This is a genomic window from Mesorhizobium sp. M0340, assembly GCF_040321535.1.
Taxonomy (GTDB): Bacteria; Pseudomonadota; Alphaproteobacteria; order Rhizobiales; family Rhizobiaceae; genus Mesorhizobium.
Genome location: NZ_JAMYRR010000002.1, coordinates 108098 through 127770, shown reverse-complemented (window position 1 = coordinate 127770; position 19673 = coordinate 108098). Strand labels below are relative to the sequence as shown.

Here is a 19673-nt window from a genome sequence, read left to right as displayed (position 1 = left end):
TTGTGCGCGAAGGCCGGCCTGACGCCAAGCCCCTGCTTTGAGCAAAACCGCCGCGCATGCCGGGTCATGCCCGAGGGCAGGGGACTGGGCGACACGCTCGAAGGAACTCGCTGAAATCTTGCCCGTTATGCTCTCGTCGAGATGAGGAGAGCTGCCATGGCCGACGACAAAACCAACACCGACAGTCGCGACCGCTCACGAGTGGCGGGCGGCGAAGACTACGAGGTACGTCACTTCGCCGAGGAAGCGGGCATCACCCCGGATCAGGCACGCACGCTGATCAAGCGTCATGGCACCGACCGCAAGGTGCTGAACGAAATCGCCGAAAGCATAAGAGCGTCGTAATGGCTGACAAGAAAACCGCAATGGCCGACCGCAAGACGCGCGATCCGGACGAAAAGGAGGCTCTGCGCCTGGCCGAAACCACCGACGTTTCGCCGAAGCAGGCGAAGGATCTGATGCGCAAGCACGGCAAGGACAGCCCGAAGGTCGAGAAGGAAGCCAAGAACTTCAAGGCCGAGGGCTGAGCCGCCGAGCCGGTTGGACGCGGCACAGGGTTGTGGCCGCAATCCTGCAGCTTATCGGTTTTCTAACAAATTCGGCCTATCCCTTCCGCTATCGCGGCTCAGGGATGCCATATGCGCGGGATATCTGGTGAGGCGAGGCCGTCGATAGGCGATATACGGCATGTGAGGTTGGTATTTTGCCTGCTGGCGGCGGTCGTAATGGCGGCGGCGCTCCTCGCCTTTGCCACCGCCCTCCTGCAGGATCCTGACAGCTGGTGGCACATCAAGGTCGGCATGGATATGCTGGCAAGCCGCACATTCCCCACCGTCGACGTCTATTCCTACACTTTTGCCGGCCAGCCATGGATCGCCAAGGAATGGCTTAGTCAGCTTCTCCTTGCAATTGCCTTTGAAGCCGGCGGCTGGAACGGCGTGGTGCTGCTGGCGACTGCAGTAATCGCGCTCACGATCTTCTTGACGTCGTGGTATCTCAGCGCGTGGTTGAAGCCGACGCTGGCGATAGGACTGACGCTGGTTCTCGCGCTCTTGATCGGGCCAATCTATGTCGCCCGGCCGCACATCTTTACCTTGCCCATCATCGTCGTCTGGACCGCCGGTCTTTTCCAGGCCGCACGCAACGAGAAAGCGCCGCCTTTGTGGCTGCTGACGCTGCTTTGCCTGTGGGCCAATCTCCATGCCACCTTCACCTTCGGTTTCGTCATCGCCACCTTCGCCGGCCTCGATCTCGTCATGCGCACGCGCTTGTCGAACCCCCGGCTGCTGGCCAAGTGGATCGCTTTCGGGCTGCTTTGCCCGCTGGTCAGCCTGCTCAATCCCTATGGCGTCAAGGCCATACTCGCCACGTTCACGGTGGCCTATGGCAATGAGGCGGTGCCTTACATTGCGGAGTGGCAACCCTTCGACGCTTCGCGGCACACCCTCCAGGAGGTGGCGCTGCTGGTGACGTTTTTCGGACTGCTCGTGTCGAGATTGCGCATTGGCTGGGCCAAGGCACTGTTCCTTGTCTTCACGCTGCACGCCTATCTCACCCACATACGGTTCATATACTTGTTCTTTCTTCTTGTCCCGGTGGTCCTTGCCGTTGAGGTCGCGCAACAATATCCAGCGCTTTCAGCTGAAAAATGGGCGGCGGAAAAGCGCGACGGACTTGAACAATTTTTCGCACGGCAATTTTCCAGGATTTGCGCTGGACTTGCCGTTTTGCTGGTTTTGGCGGCTGCCGCCTTCACGACCTATCCGGTCGCGCCGAGCCAGAAGACCTCGGCAAGGGACGCACTGGCCTTCGCCCAAACCCATAACCTGTCGGGCAATCTGCTGAACTCCTACGATTTTGGCGGTACGCTGATTTTCCATGGCATCAAGACGTTTATCGACGGCCGCGCGGATCAGCTCTTCCTGAATGGCTTTACGGAAACGGATGAGCAGACTGGGCACAGCCGGGGCAAGCCGATCCTGAAAGCCCAACTCGAGAAATATACGATAGGCTGGGCATTGTTGACCGCCGACGACAGCCGCATTCCGTTCTTCGACGAACTGGGCTGGAAGCGGGCCTATGCAGACGACTACGCGGTGATCTACACCCGCGCGGACTGAGCCCCGGCAGCTTCGCGCGCCGGTGTGCACCTTCCTCCTGAAGCTGTGGCCAGCGCCGAGGCGGCGAAATCCTTATGGGATTTTGATTTCTTTGCTCCGCGTCCCGTCTCGAACCTTTATGGCACTTCGATCCATATTCACCGAAGCGGTGTATCCAGCCGCCGATATGATACGGCGACCGGTTTTGGTAGTTTGTTAAAGTAAACACACAAATACATAGGAAAATGCGCGGTGGACATAATTGTTGTCGCGATTGGAATCGCGTTCTTTGCTCTATGCTTCGGCTACATCAAAGCCTGCGACAAGCTGTAAGGGTAGGGATCGTAACATGCTTTTCGACTATATCCTCGGCGGCGCCGTGACCTTGTTTCTTCTCGCCTACCTGACATACGCCCTCGTTCGCCCGGAACGCTTCTGATCTCCGCTGGCAAGGAGCCAACCCCATGACAATCAACGGATGGCTGCAGATCCTCGTCTATTGCGGGATCGTCGTTCTGCTGGCCAAGCCGCTCGGCGGCTACATGCATCGCGTTTTCAGCGGCGAGCGCACATTCCTGTCTTCAATTCTGGCCCCGCTCGAGCACGGGCTCTACCGCATATCAGGGACGAGCGAGCGCGAGGAGCAGCACTGGACCTCCTATGCGGCGGCCCTGCTGTTCTTTAACCTGGCCGGCTTCCTGGTACTCTATTTGCTGCAACGGCTGCAAGGCGCCCTGCCCTACAATCCGGCCGGCATGACCGCCGTCGAACCTGGGCTGGCCTTCAACACCGCCGCCAGCTTCATGACCAACACCAACTGGCAGAACTACGGCGGCGAAAGCACGATGTCCTATCTCGTGCAGATGGCCGGCTTGACCGTGCAGAATTTTCTGTCGGCGGCGACCGGCATCGCCATTGCGGTCGCACTGATCCGCGGCTTTGCCAGGGCCTCAGGCAAATCGATCGGCAATTTCTGGGTCGATATGACCCGCGGCACGCTCTATCTGCTTTTGCCGTTCTGCATCGTCCTGACGCTCGTCTATGTCTATCTCGGCATGCCGCAGACGCTCGCTGCCTACGTCAACGCGACGACGCTCGAAGGCGCGCAACAGACTATAGCGGTCGGGCCGGTCGCTTCCCAGGTTGCCATCAAGATGCTCGGCACCAATGGCGGCGGTTTCTTCAACGCCAATGCAGCGCATCCCTTCGAAAATCCCGACGCAATCTCCAACCTGATCCAGATGGTGACGATCTTCGCCCTCGGCGCGGCGTTGACCAACGTCTTCGGCCGCATGGTAGGTAACCAGCGCCAGGGCTGGGCAATTCTGTCGGCTATGGGCGTGCTGTTCATCGCCGGCGTTGCCGTCTGCTACTGGGCGGAAGCCGCAGGCAATCCGCTGGTCCATGCGCTGGGCGTCGACGGCGGCAACATGGAGGGCAAGGAGAGCCGTTTCGGCATCGCTCTGTCGGCGCTGTTTGCCGTCATCACCACCGCCGCGTCCTGCGGCGCGGTCAACGCCATGCATGACGGCTTCACCGCACTCGGCGGCATGATCCCCATCATCAACATGCAGCTCGGCGAGGTCATTGTCGGCGGCGTCGGCGCCGGCTTCTACGGTATCCTGATGTTCATCGTCATTGCCGTTTTCGTCGCCGGGCTGATGGTGGGACGCACGCCCGAATATCTCGGCAAGAAGATCGAGGCCAAGGAGGTCAAGATGGCTATGCTGGCCGTGCTCTGCCTGCCGCTGGCAATGCTGATCTTCACCGCTATCGCGGTGCTGCTGCCGACGGGCGTTGCTTCCATCGCCAATGCTGGTCCACACGGCTTCTCTGAGGTTCTCTATGCCTACACCTCGGCCGCGGCGAACAATGGCTCCGCCTTTGGCGGTCTCAGCGGCAACACGCCCTGGTACAACGTAACGCTCGGCATCGGCATGCTGATGGGCCGCTTCCTGGTCATCATTCCGGCGTTGGCGATTGCTGGCTCGCTGGTTGCGAAGAAGACCGTCCCTGCCTCCGCCGGCACCTTCCCGACCGACGGTCCACTGTTCGTCGGGCTGCTGGTCGGTGTCATCTTGATCGTCGGTGGCCTGACCTTCTTCCCGGCCCTGGCGGTCGGACCGATCGTCGAGCACCTGGCGATGATTCACGGTCAGACATTCTGAAACGGCCATGCCCTGGTTCAAGATCATACCTCGGAAGGTCCGGCATCGCCCCGAGCCGGAGGGGGAGAAAACGCCCCCTCCTTTCCCGACGCTGTCCACATTCCTCGCTATTGCGGCAGCCTTGATCATGATCTGGCTGCTGGCTTACGGGCCGCCGCACCTTCGTTCTGCACAGGATCGACCGGTCAACAAAATCGACACTGGAGCTACCAAATGAGCCCGTCGAAATCCGCGAGCATCATGGATACCCGCATTCTGTGGCCCGCTATCGGCGGTTCCTTCAGAAAACTGAACCCGCGCACCTTGATGCGAAACCCAGTGATGTTTGTCGTCGCCGTCGTCTCGGCGCTCACCACCGTGCTGTTCGTCAAGGATCTCGTTACCAGCGGCGGCGATCCTGGCTTCACGCTGCAGATCATCATTTGGCTGTGGTTCACCGTGCTCTTCGCCAATTTCGCCGAAGCGGTGGCCGAAGGCCGCGGCAAGGCGCAGGCAGACTCGCTGCGCCGGGCGCGAACCGAGACGCAGGCCAAGCTGTTGAACGATGGCGACCGCAGCAAGTTCAAACTGGTGCCCGGCACCAGCTTGAAGGTCGGCGACATCGTGCTTGTTGAAGCCGGCGACATCATCCCCTCGGACGGCGAGGTGGTCGAAGGCGTGGCGTCAGTCAACGAGGCGGCCATCACCGGCGAATCCGCACCGGTCATCCGCGAATCCGGCGGCGACCGTTCGGCGGTGACCGGCGGCACGCAGGTCTTGTCCGACTGGATCCGCGTGCGCATCACCGCGGCTGCCGGCCATACGTTCCTCGACCGCATGATCTCGTTGGTCGAGGGCGCCGAGCGCCAGAAGACACCCAACGAGATCGCGCTCAATATCCTGCTCGTCGGCATGACGCTGATCTTCGTGCTGGCCACGGCGACGATCCCGAGCTTCGCCTCGTATTCGGGCGGTCATATCTCGGTGACGGTGCTGGTCGCCCTGTTCGTTACCCTGATCCCGACCACAATTGGCGCCCTGCTGTCGGCGATCGGCATTGCCGGCATGGACCGCCTGGTGCGCTTCAACGTGCTGGCCATGTCGGGCCGCGCCGTCGAGGCGGCCGGCGATGTCGACACGCTGCTGCTCGACAAGACCGGAACCATCACGCTGGGCAACCGCCAGGCGACGGCATTCCGTCCGGTCAAGGGCATCACCGAACAGGAATTGGCCGACGCGGCCCAGCTTGCCTCGCTTGCCGACGAAACGCCGGAAGGCCGCTCGATCGTCGTCCTGGCGAAGGAAAAATACGCCATCCGCGCCCGCGACATGGCAAGCCTGCACGCGACGTTCGTGCCCTTCACCGCGCAAACCCGCATGAGCGGCGTCGATCTGGAAGGCTCCTCGGTCCGCAAGGGCGCAGTCGATGCGGTACTTGCCCACGTCAACCTCTCGACAGTTGCCACAGGCCGTACGCGCAGCGACACCGTCCGCGACCTTCAGGCGATCGCCGACGAGATCGCCAAATCGGGTGGCACTCCACTCGCGGTCGAGCGCGACGGGCGCCTCCTCGGCGTCGTCCATCTGAAGGACATCGTCAAGGGCGGCATCGCAGAACGCTTTGCCGAATTGCGCCGCATGGGCATCCGCACGGTGATGATCACCGGCGATAATCCGATGACCGCGGCGGCGATCGCGGCGGAAGCCGGCGTCGACGACTTCCTTGCCCAGGCGACGCCCGAGGACAAGTTGAAGCTGATCCGCGACGAGCAGGCCAAAGGCAAACTGGTCGCGATGTGCGGCGATGGCACCAACGATGCGCCGGCCCTTGCGCAGGCCGATGTCGGCGTTGCCATGAACACCGGCACGGTCGCGGCGCGCGAGGCCGGCAACATGGTCGATCTCGACAGCGATCCGACCAAGCTGATCGAGATCGTCGAAATCGGCAAGGCGCTGCTGATGACGCGTGGTTCGCTGACCACCTTCTCCATCGCCAACGACGTTGCCAAGTATTTTGCCATCATCCCGGCAATATTCGCCGTCTTCTACATCGCCCCGGGCCAGACCGCCGGGCCGCTGCAAGCGCTCAACGTCATGCATCTGGCGACGCCGCAGAGCGCTATCCTCTCGGCCATCATCTTCAACGCGCTGATCATCATCGCGCTGATCCCGCTGTCGCTGAGGGGTGTCAAATACCGCGCGGTCGGCGGCGGTGCGCTGCTCAGCCGCAATCTCATTGTCTATGGCCTCGGCGGCGTCGTAGTGCCCTTCGTCGGCATCAAGATGATCGACATGGCCATCACCGCTCTCGGTCTCGCATAAGGAACCATGTCGATGCTCAATCAAATCAGACCCGCGATCGTCATGATCGTCTTCTTCACGATCCTGACGGGTTTGGTCTATCCGATCGGCATGACCGGCATTGCGCAGGCGCTGTTTTCGCGCCAGGCCAATGGCAGCCTGATCGAGAAGGACGGCAAGCTCGTCGGTTCCGAGCTGATCGGCCAGGCTTTCACCAGCGACCGCTACTTCCATGGCCGTCTCTCGGCTGCCGGCGACGGCTACAATGCCGCCGCCTCGGGCGGCTCGAATCTCGGCCCGACCAATCCCAAGCTGATCGACCGCATCAAGGTTGACGCCGAAAGGCTGAGGACGGAAAACCCGAACCAGCCGGTACCGATAGATCTGGTCACCACGTCCGGCAGCGGCGTCGATCCGCATATCAGCCCCGACGCGGCCTATTTTCAGGTCGCCAGGGTGGCCAAGGCCAGGGGCGTCGATGAATCCAGGATCAAATCGCTTGTCGACAGCCATGTCGAGGATCGCGAATTGGGATTCATCGGCGAGCCGGTAGTCAATGTGCTGGCCCTCAACCTTGCGCTGGACGATGCGATGAAACGGTAAAGGAACCGGCGCCGGGATCGACACCGAAGCCGGCGCCGTTCATGATTGACCCTTATGCCAGACGACAGCCGCACCGCCGAAACCAGGCCCTCTCCCGACGCGCTGCTCGAGCATGCCGAGCGGGAGGAGCGCGGTCGCCTGAGGATATTTCTCGGCGCCGCTCCCGGTGTCGGCAAGACCTACGAGATGCTGATGTCGGGCCGCGCCAGGCTGGCCGACGGGGTCGACGTGGTGATCGGCGTCGTCGAGACGCACGGCCGCAAGGAAACCCAGACGCTGGTCGAAGGCTACGAGGTCGTTCCTCGCCTTGAGATCGATTACAAGGGGCGGATCCTCGAGGAGATGGATCTCGACGCCATCCTCGCCCGGCACCCGGCGCTGGTTCTGGTCGACGAACTTGCCCATACCAACGCGCCGGGCAGCCGTCACCCCAAGCGCTACCTCGACGTCCAGGAAATCCTGACGCTCGGCATCGATGTCTATACGACGCTGAATATCCAGCACGTCGAGAGCCTGAACGATGTCGTGGCGCAGATCACCCGCGTCAGGGTGCGGGAAACTGTCCCCGACTCCATAATCGACCAGGCCGACGATATCGAGATCATCGACCTGACCCCCGACGATCTGATCAAGCGGCTTGAGGAAGGCAAGGTCTACATCCCCAGCACCGCCCAGCGCGCCATCGAGAACTATTTCTCGCCGGGCAATCTGACGGCGCTCCGGGAATTGGCGCTCCGCCGCACTGCCCAGCGGGTCGACGAGCAGTTGCTGACCCACATGCAGGCCCACGCGATACCCGGGCCTTGGGCGGCGGGGGAAAGGGTTCTCGTCTGCGTCGATGCGCGTCCGGGCGGGGCGGCCCGTGTACGTTATGCGCGGAGGTTGGCCGACCGGCTCCGCGCCCCTTGGACGGCGCTTCATGTCGATACCCCTCGTTCAGCTGCCATGCCCGAGGAGGACAAGGATCGGCTGGCGACGCAGCTGCGCCTTGCCGAGCAGCTCGGTGCCGAGGTGACGACCATTCCGGGTCAGAACGTCGCGCAAGACATCGTTCGGCATGCGACGGCGAACAACTTCACCCATATCGTGATCGGCAGGCCGACCCGATCGCGCTGGCGGGAATTGATCGAAGGCTCGCTCACTTACGATCTCATCCGCAATGCCGGCGACATCAGCGTCCATGTCATTTCGGGAAACGAACGCAACGCCGAGGCGACGTCGAGAACCGTCAAGGCGGCGGACGAGCAGTGGCAGTTCGAGATCTGGCCCTATCTCAGGGCCACGGCCTATGTTGTTGGCTCGCTCGCCTTCGCCGTCCTTCTCGACCAGTTTCTCGACGTCCGCAACCTGGCGATCATCTTTCTCATTGGGGTCCTGACGTCGGCTGTGACTGGCGGTCTCTGGCCGGCTTTGTATGCCTGCCTCATCAGCGCCATTGCCTTCAACTATTTCTTCCTGGAACCACGCTACACGCTGACGATCGAGGATCCGGAGAGCATCGTTGCGCTGGCTGTCTTCCTGGTTGTTGCGGTCATTGCCAGCAATCTAACAGCGCGCGTGCAGCGTCAGGCGGTCGCTGCGCGCTCGCGGGCACGCGCCACGGAAGATATTTATCTCTTCTCAAAGAAACTCGCCGGCGCTGGCACGCTCGACGACGTTCTCTGGGCGACTGCCTTCCAGATCGCCTCGATGCTGAAGCTGCGCGTGGTGCTGCTTCTGCCGGAGGACGGCACAATTGCGGTCAAAGCCGGCTACCCACCCGACGACACGCTGGCCGAGGCCGACATTGCAGCAGCCCGCTGGGCGTGGGAGCATAACCGCGCCGCCGGGCGCGGCGCCGACACGCTGCCCGGAGCAAAGCGCCTCTATCTGCCCTTGCGGACCGGACGCACGGCGGTGGGCGTCGTCGGCCTCGACAACGATAAGCAAGGTCCGCTGCTGACACCCGAGCAGCAGCGTCTGCTCAATGCGCTTGCCGACCAGGCGGCGGTCGCCATCGAGCGCATCCAGCTCGTCGCCGATGTTGACCGGGCCAAGCTTGCGGCCGAGGCAGACCGTCTGCGCTCGGCCTTGCTCACCTCCATTTCCCACGATTTGAAAACGCCGCTTGCCGCCATCATGGGCGCGGCCGGAACACTCAGGGACTTCGAGGCCGCGCTTCCCGAGCAGGACCGGACGGAACTGCTGTCGACCGTGCTCGATGAGGCGGAGAGGCTTAACCGCTTTATTGCCAATCTGCTCGATATGACCAAGATCGAATCCGGCACGATGGAGCCGAACTACGCCTTTCACTATCTCGGCGACATTGTCGGCTCAGCTCTGCATCGGGCCCGCAAAATCGTCCGCGAGCATAAGACCGAGATCGACATTCCATCGGATCTGCCGATGTTGCGGGTCGACCCCGTTCTGTTCGAACAGGTGCTGTTCAACCTCCTCGACAATGCTGCAAAATACGCGCCACCAGGTTCGACGATCCGCCTGCAGGCCTGGGCCGATAACGGCTTCATCATCCTGCAGATCATGGACGAGGGACCAGGCATTCCGCCAGCGGACCTGGAGCGCGTTTTCGACACTTTCTACCGTGTGCGCAAGGGTGACCAGGTGCGTGCCGGCACCGGGCTCGGCCTGTCGATTTGCCGCGGCTTCATCGAAGCGATGGGCGGGACGCTCTCGGCGGCAAACAGGTCCGACCGCTCGGGGGCGGTTTTCACGATCAAGATGCAACTGGTGCCGGCGGAACTGCCCAATCTCGGCGAACCCGAGGCGGGCCATCAAAATATGGACGATCTGCCATGACGAGCCTGGACGTCAGGATATTGGTGGTCGACGACGAACCGCCGATCCGGAAATTGCTTCGCGTCGGGCTTGGCAGCCAAGGCTATGCGATGAGCGAGGCGCCGAACGCCAGGGCGGCGATTGAACTCATCGAGACGGAAAAGCCAGACCTTGTGCTGCTCGATCTCGGTCTGCCCGGCATGAGCGGGCATGAGCTGCTCCGCAAATGGCGGGATGATGGCCTGGACATTCCCGTGGTTATTCTTTCCAGCCGCACTGATGAGGCCGGCATCGTCTCGGCCCTCGAACTCGGCGCCGACGATTATGTCACCAAGCCATTCGGTATGAACGAGCTTGTCGCACGCATCCGCGTCGCGCTTCGCCACAAGTTCCAACAGCAGGGTGAGAGACCGGTGTTCCAGACCGGCGACCTCTCCGTCGATCTGGTGAAGCGCATCGTCAAGGTCGAGGACAAGGAGATAAAGCTCTCGCCGAAGGAATATGACATCCTCCGCATCCTCGTACAGCATGCCGGCAAGGTTCTCACCCACCAATTCCTGCTGAAGCAGGTCTGGGGCGATTCCACCGACGTTCAATATCTCAGAGTCTACGTCCGGCAGATCAGGCAAAAGATCGAAAAAACGCCCGACCAGCCCCGCTATATCACCACCGAGACCGGCGTTGGATACCGGCTGCGCGAAGTCGATTGACGCGACGAGCATCCGAAGCCGAAATGCCTCTTCCAATCCGCTTCAAATCAGCGGCGGCCATGGTGTCGCCGGACAAAAGCCCTATATTACGGAAAGATCGGTTTTGTGCGGGAATGAACGAATGCCACAGCTTCGTCTATTGACGTTTTTAGGGTCGGCAATGCTGACTGCGGCGATGCTGCCGGGCGTAAATCCTGCTGCATCGGCACAGGTCGTCAGTCCCACCGACCGCAACGTGTTGATCCAGCAGGACCAGTTGCAGATGTTGGAGAACAGGCTGCGGCGCCAGCAATACCAGCAGCAGCAACAGCAGTACCGTGCCCAGGATCGCCAAATCCCAACCCCGCAACGGCAGGAGGTGCCGCAGATGAGGCCAACTTGCCAGTTGCTGCCGTCGGGGAGCGGCTTTGTCAGCACCTGCCGCTGACGACGGCCCTTTCATTTATTTAGCCGACTTATATATTGTGGAAACCGCTCCGCTTGCGCCCCATTGAACGCGGCCGACTTTGCAACGCTGCCCTTGCCGTTTGGGCACCGCCTCGACTGGATTATCGAATGGCAGCCAGCAAGAAGAAGGTCGTACGCAAGGCAAGGAAGGGCGACCGGATTCGCCAGGTCGCGGCGATTCCGTTTCGGCTGAACGAGCATGGCGACGTCGAGGTGATGCTGGTCACATCGCGAACGACGAGGCGCTTTATTGTGCCGAAGGGCTGGCCGATGAAGGGCAAGAGCGGCCGCAAGGCGGCCACCATCGAAGCACAGGAAGAAGCCGGCGTTCTCGGCAAGACACTGAAACAGCCGGCCGGCACCTATTGCTACTGGAAGCGGCTGGCGAACCGCTTCGTCCGTGTCGACGTCGTCGTCTATTTGCTGGAGGTATCCGAGGAACTTGCCGACTGGGAAGAATCCAAGAGGCGTCAGCGTGCGTGGCTGGCGCCGGCCGACGCGGCGGTGCTCATCGACGAGCCGGATCTCTCGACGCTGGTGAGGAACGTCAGGATTCCCGAGCTGGAGCATAATTCCAAAAAAAAGAATCCGGCTTTCGGAAAAGATCACGCTCAATAAAAGATCGAGGCTGTCCCGACTGGATCGGGATGGAATTGGCCCCAGCGCCTGCTGCCGTCATTTGAACCGAATCTCACTTGCCGCCGTCGCCCTCGGGCAAAGACCGCACCGGCGTGCCGGTATAGGCCCACAGCCATTCGCGCGGCAGCGGCCCCTTGTTGCGGTCGCTTTCCTGCGACTGTTCCCATGCATGCGCGAGGATGCCGACCGAGCGCGACAGCACGAAAAGGCCGCGCGTCAGCGGCGGCGGGAAGCCGAGCTCGCCGTAGATGACGGCCGTGGCGCCGTCGATGTTGAGCGGGATTTTTTTGCCCTTGCGCCGCGCCACCTCGGCCTCGATCGCCTCGGCGATGTCGGCGAAGCGCCCGCTGACGATGCCGCGCGCGGCAAAGTCGCGGGTTAGCTCGATGAGGCGGGGCGCCCGCGGGTCGACCGGATGGAAACGATGGCCGAGCCCGGGCACATAGCCGTTTTCCCCGGCAAGGAAACGATCGAGCCGCGCCGACACGGCGTCCGCAAGCGGCATGCCGGCGTCCAGTTCGGCAGCGATGTCTCCGTAGAAGGAGAGCGCCTGTTCGCCGGCGCCGCCATGCACATCGCCAAGCACGTTGACGGCTGATGCCATGGCACTGTTGATGGCGACGCCGCAGGTGATCGCCATACGGGCGATGGCGATCGACGGCGCCTGCGGCCCATGGTCGACGGCAGCACCCAGCGCGATGCCAAGCAGTGCCGCCTGCTCCTCGCTTGGCAGCTCGCCGCGCAGCATCAGCCAGATCATTGCCGGAAAACTGACGCGGCCGATCAGATCCTGGATCTCATAGCCGCGCAGCCGGATGACGCCGGGGCGCATCTCGATGATGCCGGTCTGCCACCATTCCTCGCCGCGTGCGCGACCGGTCTTGTTTTGCGTTCCGCTCATGCCTTCGCTCTTTTCCTGGCACGCGGCGGCAGGCCGGCAAAAACCTCGCCCATATGCTCGCCGAGCGCCGGCGGCGGCCTGCTCGGCAAAGGTGCCTCGCCATCGACCATGAAGCCGCCGCGCACCACGGTCAGCGGCTGGTCCATCCCGGACACAGCCGGGAAGCGCGCCGTCATGCCGCGCTCGATCACCTGTCGCTCCTGCAGTATCTGCGGGATTGTCAGCACCCGGCCTGCCGGCACGCCGGCGCGATTGAACGTCTCCTCCCAGGCGGCGGCCGAGTCGCTCGCCAAGGCATCCTCGATCAGCGCTTTCAATGCGATGCGGTTCTGCTTGCGCGTTTCTCGCTCGGCAAAGCGGACATCCGACGCCAACTCCGGCCGACTGATCAACCGGCACAGTGTGACGAACTGCTCCTGCTTGTTGGCTGCGATGTTGAGCAAGCCGTCGCCGGTGCAAAACGCGCCAGAGGGTGCGGCCGTCATGTTTTCATTGCCCATCGGCTGCGGCTCGACGTCCGCCGTCAGATAGTTCGACACCGGCCAGCCGAGCGCAGAAAGCGTGCATTCGAGCATCGAGACGTCGAGGAACGCGCCCTCGCCCGTCGTCTTCTGCTTGACCAATGCGGCGGCAATGGCGAAGGCCCCGACCAGCCCACCAAGCGTATCGGCGACCGGATAACCGACACGCAGCGGCGCCGTTTCCGGTGTACCGGTGATGCTCATAATCCCGGAAAGACCCTGGATGATCTGGTCGTAGGCTGGATTGTCGCGCATCGGCCCGGTCTGGCCGAAGCCCGATATCGCACAATAGACAAGGCTTGGCCGGACCTCTTTCAGCCTGGCATGGCCAAGCTCCAGCCGGTCCATTACGCCGGGGCGGAAATTCTCGACCAGCGCGTCGGCCGAAGCGACCAGATCGAGGAAGCGTTCGCGGTCGGCCTGCTGCTTGAGATCGAGCGCCACCGAGCGTTTTCCGGCATTCTGCGCCAGGAACGAAGCGCCCATGCCCGCCCGGTTGAGCTCCGGAGAGGCGCCGAGCTGGCGCGCCAGATCGCCGCCTTGCGGCGTCTCGACCTTGATGACGTCGGCCCCGAGCAACGCCAGCTGGTAGGCGCAATAGGGGCCGGCCAACACATTGGTCAGGTCAAGGATGCGGATGCCGGAAAGCAGGTCTGTCATGACGTCACGAACAGCTCAGGCATCGCCCGGCACGTGCTCCGGTCCCCGCATGCGTCTGTGCTCGATGTAGGCCCAGATATGCGGTCCAACCAGCCCGATGAAGGCCAGCGTCAGCAACGTCAGCGACAGCGGATGCTTGTAGAACACCGTCCAATCGCCGTTCGAGATGGTCATCGCGCGGCGGAACTGCGTTTCGGCAAGGGGCCCGAGAATCATGCCGATGATAACCGGCGCGGTCGGAAAATCGAAACGCCGCATCAGGAAACCGGCGGCACCGAGCAGATAGAGGATGACGAGGTCGATCGGCGATTGCGAGATGCCGTAGGTGCCGACTGTGGCGAACACCAGGATGCCGGCATAGAGCTGCGGCGCCGGGATCTTCAGCAATCGCACCCAAAGCCCGATCAGCGGCAGGTTAAGGACGACGAGGATGACGTTGGCGATGAACAGGCTGGCGATCAGCCCCCACACCAGGTCGGCCTGCGTCGTCAGCAGCAGCGGCCCCGGATTGATACCGTAGCTCTGGAATGCCGACAGCATGATTGCGGCCGTCGCCGATGTCGGCAGGCCGAGCGTCAGCATCGGCACCAGCACGCCGGCCGCGGATGCATTGTTGGCCGCTTCCGGTCCGGCAACGCCCTCGATGGCACCGACGGTGCCGAACTCGTCCTTGTGTCTGGAGAGTTTCTTCTCGATGGCATAGGAGAGGAAGGTCGGGATTTCGGCACCGCCGGCCGGCATGGCGCCGATCGGGAAGCCGATCAGGGAGCCGCGCAGCCATGGCCTCCACGAGCGCGACCATTCAGCCGCGGTCATGTAAAGCGACCCTTTCAACGGCACGATCTCGTCCTTGCCGGCATAGCGGCGCGAGGCCATGTAAAGCGTCTCGCCAACGGCGAACAGGCCAACGGCGACGACGATGACGTCGACGCCGTCGAGCAATTCGCTCATGCCGAAGGTGAAGCGCGGCTGCCCCGTCTGCAGGTCGACGCCTATCATGCCGACGACGAAGCCGGCGAACAGGCTGGTCAGGCCGCGTACCGACGACGAGCCGAGCACCGCCGAAACCGTGATGAAGGCCAGCACCATCAGCGAGAAATATTCGGCCGGGCCGAAGGCCAGCGCAAATTTGACGACGATCGGCGCCAGAAAGGCAACGCCGATCGTGCCCAGCGTGCCGGCGACGAAGGAACCAATCGCCGAGGTCGCCAGGGCCGCACCGCCACGGCCGGAGCGGGCCATCCTGTTGCCCTCGAGCGCGGTGACGATGGTGGCGCTTTCGCCAGGCGTGTTGAGCAGGATCGATGTCGTCGAGCCGCCATACATGGCGCCGTAATAGATACCGGCAAACAGGATGAAGGATGCCTCCGGCGCCACCTGATAGGTGATCGGCAACAGCAGCGCTATGGTCAGTGCCGGTCCGAGGCCGGGCAGCACGCCGATCGCAGTCCCAAGCGTGGTGCCGACCAGGCACCATATGAGATTGATCGGCGAGAAGGCGACCGAAAATCCGTGCGCGAGATGGCCGAGCGTTTCCATGGCGTCAGCCCCTCAGCATGGTGACGAGCGAATCGACGATCGCGTTCAGCTGGTTTTCGATGAAGCCGGCGCCGATATTGACGCCGAGCGCCCTGGCAAAGCCGAAATAGGCGGCCAGCGCCAGGATCAGCCCGAGCAGCACGTCACGCACCGGACGCCGGCTGCCGAAACCGTGGCAGATGAGAACGAACATGATGACAGATGCCGCGGTAAAGCCGAGCGGCTGGATCAGCACGAGGTTGGCGATCAGTCCGAGGGCGACGATGCCCATCGCCTTCCAGTCGGTCGGCGTCGCCTTTTCGTCCTCCGGCTGCCAGCCGCCCCGCAAGGCGGCAATGATGAGCAGCAGCGACAGGATCACCATGCCGGTCATGGTGATGTAGGGAAAGACGGTCGGACCGACCTTGGAATAGAGCGGCGACACCGGGATTGCCAGCGTCTGCCAGGCAACCGCACCCGCACAGGCGAGGAGCCCGACGCCGATCAGCAGTTCGGGCACTGCAAGGCGCGGCGGCGCCGGCTGGTCGCTGGTGCTCATCATCGTCCTCCCAATGTCGGTCCCTTGGGGCCGGTTCTCCTTGGACCGGTCTCACCCGGCCGATCTCGGCGCAGTTTCACCTCCGGCGCCGCGTATGTCCATGCGGCTGGCGAAAGTCGGCAAGGGTTGGCGTAGGCTGCCACCCCTTGCCGAGAGCATCACGCTAGACCGAGGTCCTTGAGGATCGTCCCGATGCGGGCCGTGTCTTCTGCGACGAATTTCGCATAATCGTCACCGGTGAGCAGGATCTGCGTCCAGTTGCGGTTCTTGCATTCGGTGGCCCAGGCGTCGCTCTTGGCCATGGTCTCGATCAGCTTGATCATTGCTGCTTTGTCGGCGTCCGAGACGCCGGGCGGTGCGAAGACGCCACGCCAGTTGAACAGCTCGACATCGATGCCGGCTTCCTTCATCGTCGGCGCATCGATCCCCTCCTGGCGTTTGTCCGCGGAGATGGCCAGCAGCCGCAGCGCACCCGCCTTGACCTGTTCGGCGAACTCGCCGTAGCCGGAGATGCCGGCCGCGACCTGGTTGCCGAGCAGCGCCGAAAGCGCCTCGCCGCCGCCGGCGAACGGCACATAGGAAAGATTGGTGGCCGGAACACCAACGGTCTTGGCGATGAGGCCGAACAATATATGGTCCGAGCCGCCGGCCGAACCGCCGGCAACCGGAACCTGCGTCGGGTCAGCCTTGAGAGCAGCGACAAAGTCCGCGGCCGTCTTGAACGGCGAGGCGGCCGGCACCACAAGCGCCTCGAACTCGCCGGTGAGGCGGGCGATCGGCGTGACCTCGGTAAGGTTGTTGGCCGCCTTGTTGGCGATGATGGCGCCGACCATGACCATGCCGGCCACCATCAGCGCATCGCCCTTGCCCTTCCACTGGTTGACGAATTGCGGCAGGCCGACAGTACCGCCGGCGCCGCCGACATTGGTGATCTGCGAGCCGGAAATCAGTTTTTCGCTGCGCAGCACCTGGTCCATGGCGCGCGCCGTCTGGTCCCAGCCGCCGCCCGGCGCCGCCGGCACGAAAATCTGCAGCTGCGGCGCGTCCTGCGCAAAGGCGGGGACAAAATGCGATGCCGCGAGTCCGGCAGCACCTGCTGCCGCGGTGCTCATCAAGAATCGGCGTCTGTTCAGCATGGGATTCCTCCAAATCGCGACACCTCCTCCGGTGCCTGCCAGAAACGTGGCCTGATTTCAGACCCGCTCGATAAAATTCATGCAGAGTTTGCGTCCTCCTGTCAAAGACAGAACACGCTGCATGCGGCACAATCGGCCTGTGCGGTCTTCAGGCAGGCGAACTCGACGCCGGACGACGTGGCAGGCAGAGGCCAGACGGTGTCCGTCAGGGCTGCCGCTCCAGCAGGATGGTCGGCTTGCCTTGGTAGACGGTTCGCAGCACTTCGCCATAACCACATTTTGCCGCGACGTTCAGCGATCCGGTGTTCTCCGGATCGATGATGCAGACGGTCTTCGCGGCGCCGAACGTCTCGTCGCCCCAGGCAAGCACCCGTGCGACGACTTCGCTGGCCAGCCCGTGGCCATGCGCGCCCGAAACCAGAGCCCAGCCGGTCTCCGGAATTCCCTCAATCGACGGCGTCATGTCGCGTTTCAGATCGTGAAAGCCGGCCTCGCCGATGAAGCAGCCGATCGCCTTATCCTCGATCGCCCAGAAGCCGTAGCCCAGAAGCGACCACAGGCCGGCGTGGCGTAGGAAGCGCATCCAGCTTTCCTCCCGCGTGCGCGGCTTCCCGCCGATAAAGCGGGTGACGACGGGATCGGCCCACATAGCGACATAGGCGTCGAAATCGTCAAGCCGGTGCGGCCGCGGGACCGTGCGCGAGGTCTCAAGCACTGGGGCGACAATTGTATGCGGACTGGCCATGGTCATGTCTCGGTTGTGTTGTCGGTGCCTGATGCAGGTCTTCCAAAAGGGGGACAGCGACACGCACGAGACGGGAAATCCAAATCCGTTGTGAAAAACAAGAGCCAAGGCTGTGTAGATCATCTTCCAGGCTGATGTGAATCCTGCCAGGCGGTGTTAGTTTTTCTCCGGTATTGGTTCAGGCGCGTTGGGTTTCGGCGCTGCCGTCCGACAGAGGGAATCCAGCATGGACACCACCGACCTTGTGCTTGCCATCTTCCATCATTTGCTGGTGTTTTCGTTGGCAGGCATCATCGGCGCCGAATTCGTCCTGATCCGCAGCGACTTGTCCGCCGCGACGCTGAAGCGGCTCGTCGGCATCGACCGCCACTACGGCATCATTGCCATGCTGATCATCGTCGTTGGCATCGGCCGCGTCGTCTATGGTCTGAAAGGCTGGGAATTCTACGTCTACAATTGGGTGTTCTGGGCAAAGATGGCCGCTTTCGCCATTGTCGGCCTGTTGTCGATTATCCCGACCATCCGTTTCCTGTCCTGGAACAGGCAGGCGAGCGTCAGTCCCGGCTTCCAGGTTCCTGCGGTGGAGCTAGCGTCCGTTCGCACCTATGTCCGCACCGAAGCATCGATCTTCCTATTGATCCCGGTGTTCGCGGCGGCGATGGCGCGCGGCTACGGCTACTAGAATAGGTTGGAGGAAGGGTATCGCACGGCCCAACCTTCCCACCCGTTTGCGCAGAGAAACGTGCAGTTGGCCGTTTGAGCGCGATTGTCATTTGTCGGGTTGCGCTAGTTATTGCTCCATCTACAGTCGTTTTGGAGGAACCCGCGCAGCGGTTGGCAATCATATCCTGGGAGGAAACACGATGCGAAAACTCATCGCCGCGCTGGCTGTCGCTGCGGCCGCCATGCTTTATCCGTCGGCGGCTGGCGCGCAGACCTACCCCGAACGCACCATCACCATTGTCGTGCCGTTTTCGGCCGGTGGCCCGACCGACACCGTCGCGCGTCTTGTCGCGGAAGCTATGTCGAAAGACCTCGGCCAGCAGGTCATCGTCGAGAATGTCGGCGGCGCCGGCGGCACGCTCGGCGCCGGCCGCGTCGCAAATGCCGAGCCTGACGGCTACACGCTGCTCCTTCATCACATAGGCATGGCGACAAGTGCTACGCTCTATAGAAAGCTCGCCTACGACACGCTGAACGGCTTCGAATATGTCGGCCTCGTCACCGAGGTGCCGATGACCATCGTCGGCCGCAAGGACCTCGAGCCGACCGATCTGAAGGGGCTGGTCGACTATGCCAAGGCCAACAAGGACAGCATCACCGTTGCCAACGCCGGGATCGGTGCCGCCTCGCATCTGTGCGGCATGCTGTTCATGAGCGCCATCGGCACGCCGCTGGTCACCGTACCCTACAAGGGCACCGGCCCGGCCATGACCGATCTTCTCGGCGGCCAGGTCGATATCATGTGCGACCAGACGACCAATACCACCAAGCAGATCCAGGGCGGCACTATCAAGGCCTATGCCGTAACCTCGCCACAACGCCTCGATGTGCTGCCGGACGTGCCGACGACGATAGAAGCCGGCCTTCCCCAGGTGCAGGTCGGCATCTGGCACGGAATCTATGCCCCCAAGGGCACACCGGCCGAGATCACCGAACGCCTTTCGAAATCGCTGCAGGTGGCGCTGAAGGACCAGAATGTCGTCGCCCGATTTGCCGAACTCGGCACCAAGCCGTCGCCGGAGGCCGATGCCACGCCGGCCGCGCTCAAAGCCAAGCTGGAAAGTGAGATCGCGCGCTGGAAGCCGATCATCGAAGCGGCCGGCCAGTACGCCGACTAAAGGTTCTAACGGGGCGCCATCAGCGCCCCGTTTTTTTACACCGGCATCGGCACGCCCATGAGGCGAGCCGG

At 62.6% G+C, this 19673-nt stretch carries 19 protein-coding genes; 13 read left to right on the top strand and 6 right to left on the bottom strand.

The window, feature by feature from the left end; genetic code table 11:
- The first annotated feature begins 156 nt into the window (after nt 1-156).
- The 11 genes from NKI79_RS03325 to NKI79_RS03275 all read left to right on the top strand — a co-directional run bounded on the left by NKI79_RS03325 (nt 157) and on the right by NKI79_RS03275 (nt 11700).
- Nucleotides 157-345 carry a DUF3606 domain-containing protein gene (locus NKI79_RS03325; protein WP_254816846.1) on the top strand — a complete coding sequence of 63 codons (189 nt, stop codon included), beginning with the start codon at nt 157-159 and terminating at the stop codon, nt 343-345.
- Nucleotides 345-527 carry a hypothetical protein gene (locus tag NKI79_RS03320; RefSeq protein WP_254816845.1) on the top strand — a complete coding sequence of 61 codons (183 nt, stop codon included), beginning with the start codon at nt 345-347 and terminating at the stop codon, nt 525-527. The genes NKI79_RS03325 and NKI79_RS03320 overlap by 1 nt, the downstream gene beginning before the upstream one ends.
- A gap of 111 nt (nt 528-638) precedes the next feature.
- On the top strand, nt 639-2120 hold the full coding sequence (locus NKI79_RS03315) for a hypothetical protein (RefSeq protein ID WP_352799847.1): 1482 nt from the start codon (nt 639-641) through the stop codon (nt 2118-2120).
- Nucleotides 2121-2448: 328 nt separating this feature from the next.
- Entirely contained in the window at nt 2449-2538 is a 90-nt protein-coding gene (locus NKI79_RS03310; RefSeq protein ID WP_023675300.1) for a K(+)-transporting ATPase subunit F, read from the top strand.
- A 25-nt stretch (nt 2539-2563) separates the two neighbouring features.
- The gene (gene kdpA / locus NKI79_RS03305; RefSeq protein WP_352799846.1) at nt 2564-4267 is read left to right on the top strand and encodes a potassium-transporting ATPase subunit KdpA; all 1704 of its coding nucleotides are present in this window, start codon (nt 2564-2566) and stop codon (nt 4265-4267) included.
- Between the two features lie 213 nt (nt 4268-4480).
- On the top strand, nt 4481-6568 hold the full coding sequence (gene kdpB / locus NKI79_RS03300) for a potassium-transporting ATPase subunit KdpB (protein ID WP_352799844.1): 2088 nt from the start codon (nt 4481-4483) through the stop codon (nt 6566-6568).
- 12 nt (nt 6569-6580) lie between these two features.
- Nucleotides 6581-7150, top strand: a complete 570-nt coding sequence (gene kdpC / locus NKI79_RS03295) for a potassium-transporting ATPase subunit KdpC (protein WP_352799843.1) — start codon at nt 6581-6583, stop codon at nt 7148-7150.
- A gap of 54 nt (nt 7151-7204) precedes the next feature.
- Nucleotides 7205-9946: a DUF4118 domain-containing protein gene (locus NKI79_RS03290; protein ID WP_352799842.1), complete on the top strand. Its 2742-nt coding sequence runs from the start codon at nt 7205-7207 to the stop codon at nt 9944-9946.
- The gene (locus tag NKI79_RS03285; protein ID WP_352799841.1) at nt 9943-10635 is read left to right on the top strand and encodes a response regulator transcription factor; all 693 of its coding nucleotides are present in this window, start codon (nt 9943-9945) and stop codon (nt 10633-10635) included. The genes NKI79_RS03290 and NKI79_RS03285 overlap by 4 nt, the downstream gene beginning before the upstream one ends.
- A 121-nt stretch (nt 10636-10756) precedes the next feature.
- On the top strand, nt 10757-11062 hold the full coding sequence (locus NKI79_RS03280; RefSeq protein WP_352799839.1) for a hypothetical protein: 306 nt from the start codon (nt 10757-10759) through the stop codon (nt 11060-11062).
- A gap of 128 nt (nt 11063-11190) precedes the next feature.
- On the top strand, nt 11191-11700 hold the full coding sequence (locus tag NKI79_RS03275) for an NUDIX hydrolase (RefSeq protein ID WP_352799837.1): 510 nt from the start codon (nt 11191-11193) through the stop codon (nt 11698-11700).
- 73 nt (nt 11701-11773) lie between these two features.
- Here NKI79_RS03275 and NKI79_RS03270 read toward each other — a convergent pair whose 3' ends face one another.
- The 6 genes from NKI79_RS03270 to NKI79_RS03245 form a co-directional block, all read right to left on the bottom strand.
- Entirely contained in the window at nt 11774-12622 is an 849-nt protein-coding gene (locus NKI79_RS03270) for a citryl-CoA lyase (protein ID WP_254816836.1), read from the bottom strand.
- Nucleotides 12619-13803, bottom strand: a complete 1185-nt coding sequence (locus tag NKI79_RS03265; protein ID WP_352799835.1) for a CaiB/BaiF CoA transferase family protein — start codon at nt 13801-13803, stop codon at nt 12619-12621. The genes NKI79_RS03270 and NKI79_RS03265 overlap by 4 nt, the downstream gene beginning before the upstream one ends.
- Nucleotides 13804-13818: 15 nt before the next feature.
- Nucleotides 13819-15342: a tripartite tricarboxylate transporter permease gene (locus tag NKI79_RS03260; RefSeq protein WP_352476420.1), complete on the bottom strand. Its 1524-nt coding sequence runs from the start codon at nt 15340-15342 to the stop codon at nt 13819-13821.
- A gap of 4 nt (nt 15343-15346) precedes the next feature.
- Nucleotides 15347-15880 (bottom strand): tripartite tricarboxylate transporter TctB family protein, encoded by a 534-nt coding sequence (locus tag NKI79_RS03255; protein WP_254816833.1) that lies wholly within the window; start codon nt 15878-15880, stop codon nt 15347-15349.
- Between the two features lie 158 nt (nt 15881-16038).
- Entirely contained in the window at nt 16039-17016 is a 978-nt protein-coding gene (locus NKI79_RS03250) for a Bug family tripartite tricarboxylate transporter substrate binding protein (RefSeq protein ID WP_352649569.1), read from the bottom strand.
- 205 nt (nt 17017-17221) lie between these two features.
- Nucleotides 17222-17761: a GNAT family N-acetyltransferase gene (locus NKI79_RS03245; RefSeq protein WP_352799832.1), complete on the bottom strand. Its 540-nt coding sequence runs from the start codon at nt 17759-17761 to the stop codon at nt 17222-17224.
- Between the two features lie 226 nt (nt 17762-17987).
- On the opposite strand from NKI79_RS03245, the gene NKI79_RS03240 reads away from it, so the two are divergent.
- Both NKI79_RS03240 and NKI79_RS03235 read left to right on the top strand, forming a co-directional pair.
- Nucleotides 17988-18443 (top strand): DUF2214 family protein, encoded by a 456-nt coding sequence (locus tag NKI79_RS03240; protein ID WP_352476417.1) that lies wholly within the window; start codon nt 17988-17990, stop codon nt 18441-18443.
- A gap of 181 nt (nt 18444-18624) precedes the next feature.
- The gene (locus tag NKI79_RS03235) at nt 18625-19602 is read left to right on the top strand and encodes a tripartite tricarboxylate transporter substrate-binding protein (protein ID WP_254816829.1); all 978 of its coding nucleotides are present in this window, start codon (nt 18625-18627) and stop codon (nt 19600-19602) included.
- The last annotated feature ends 71 nt before the right edge of the window (nt 19603-19673 follow it).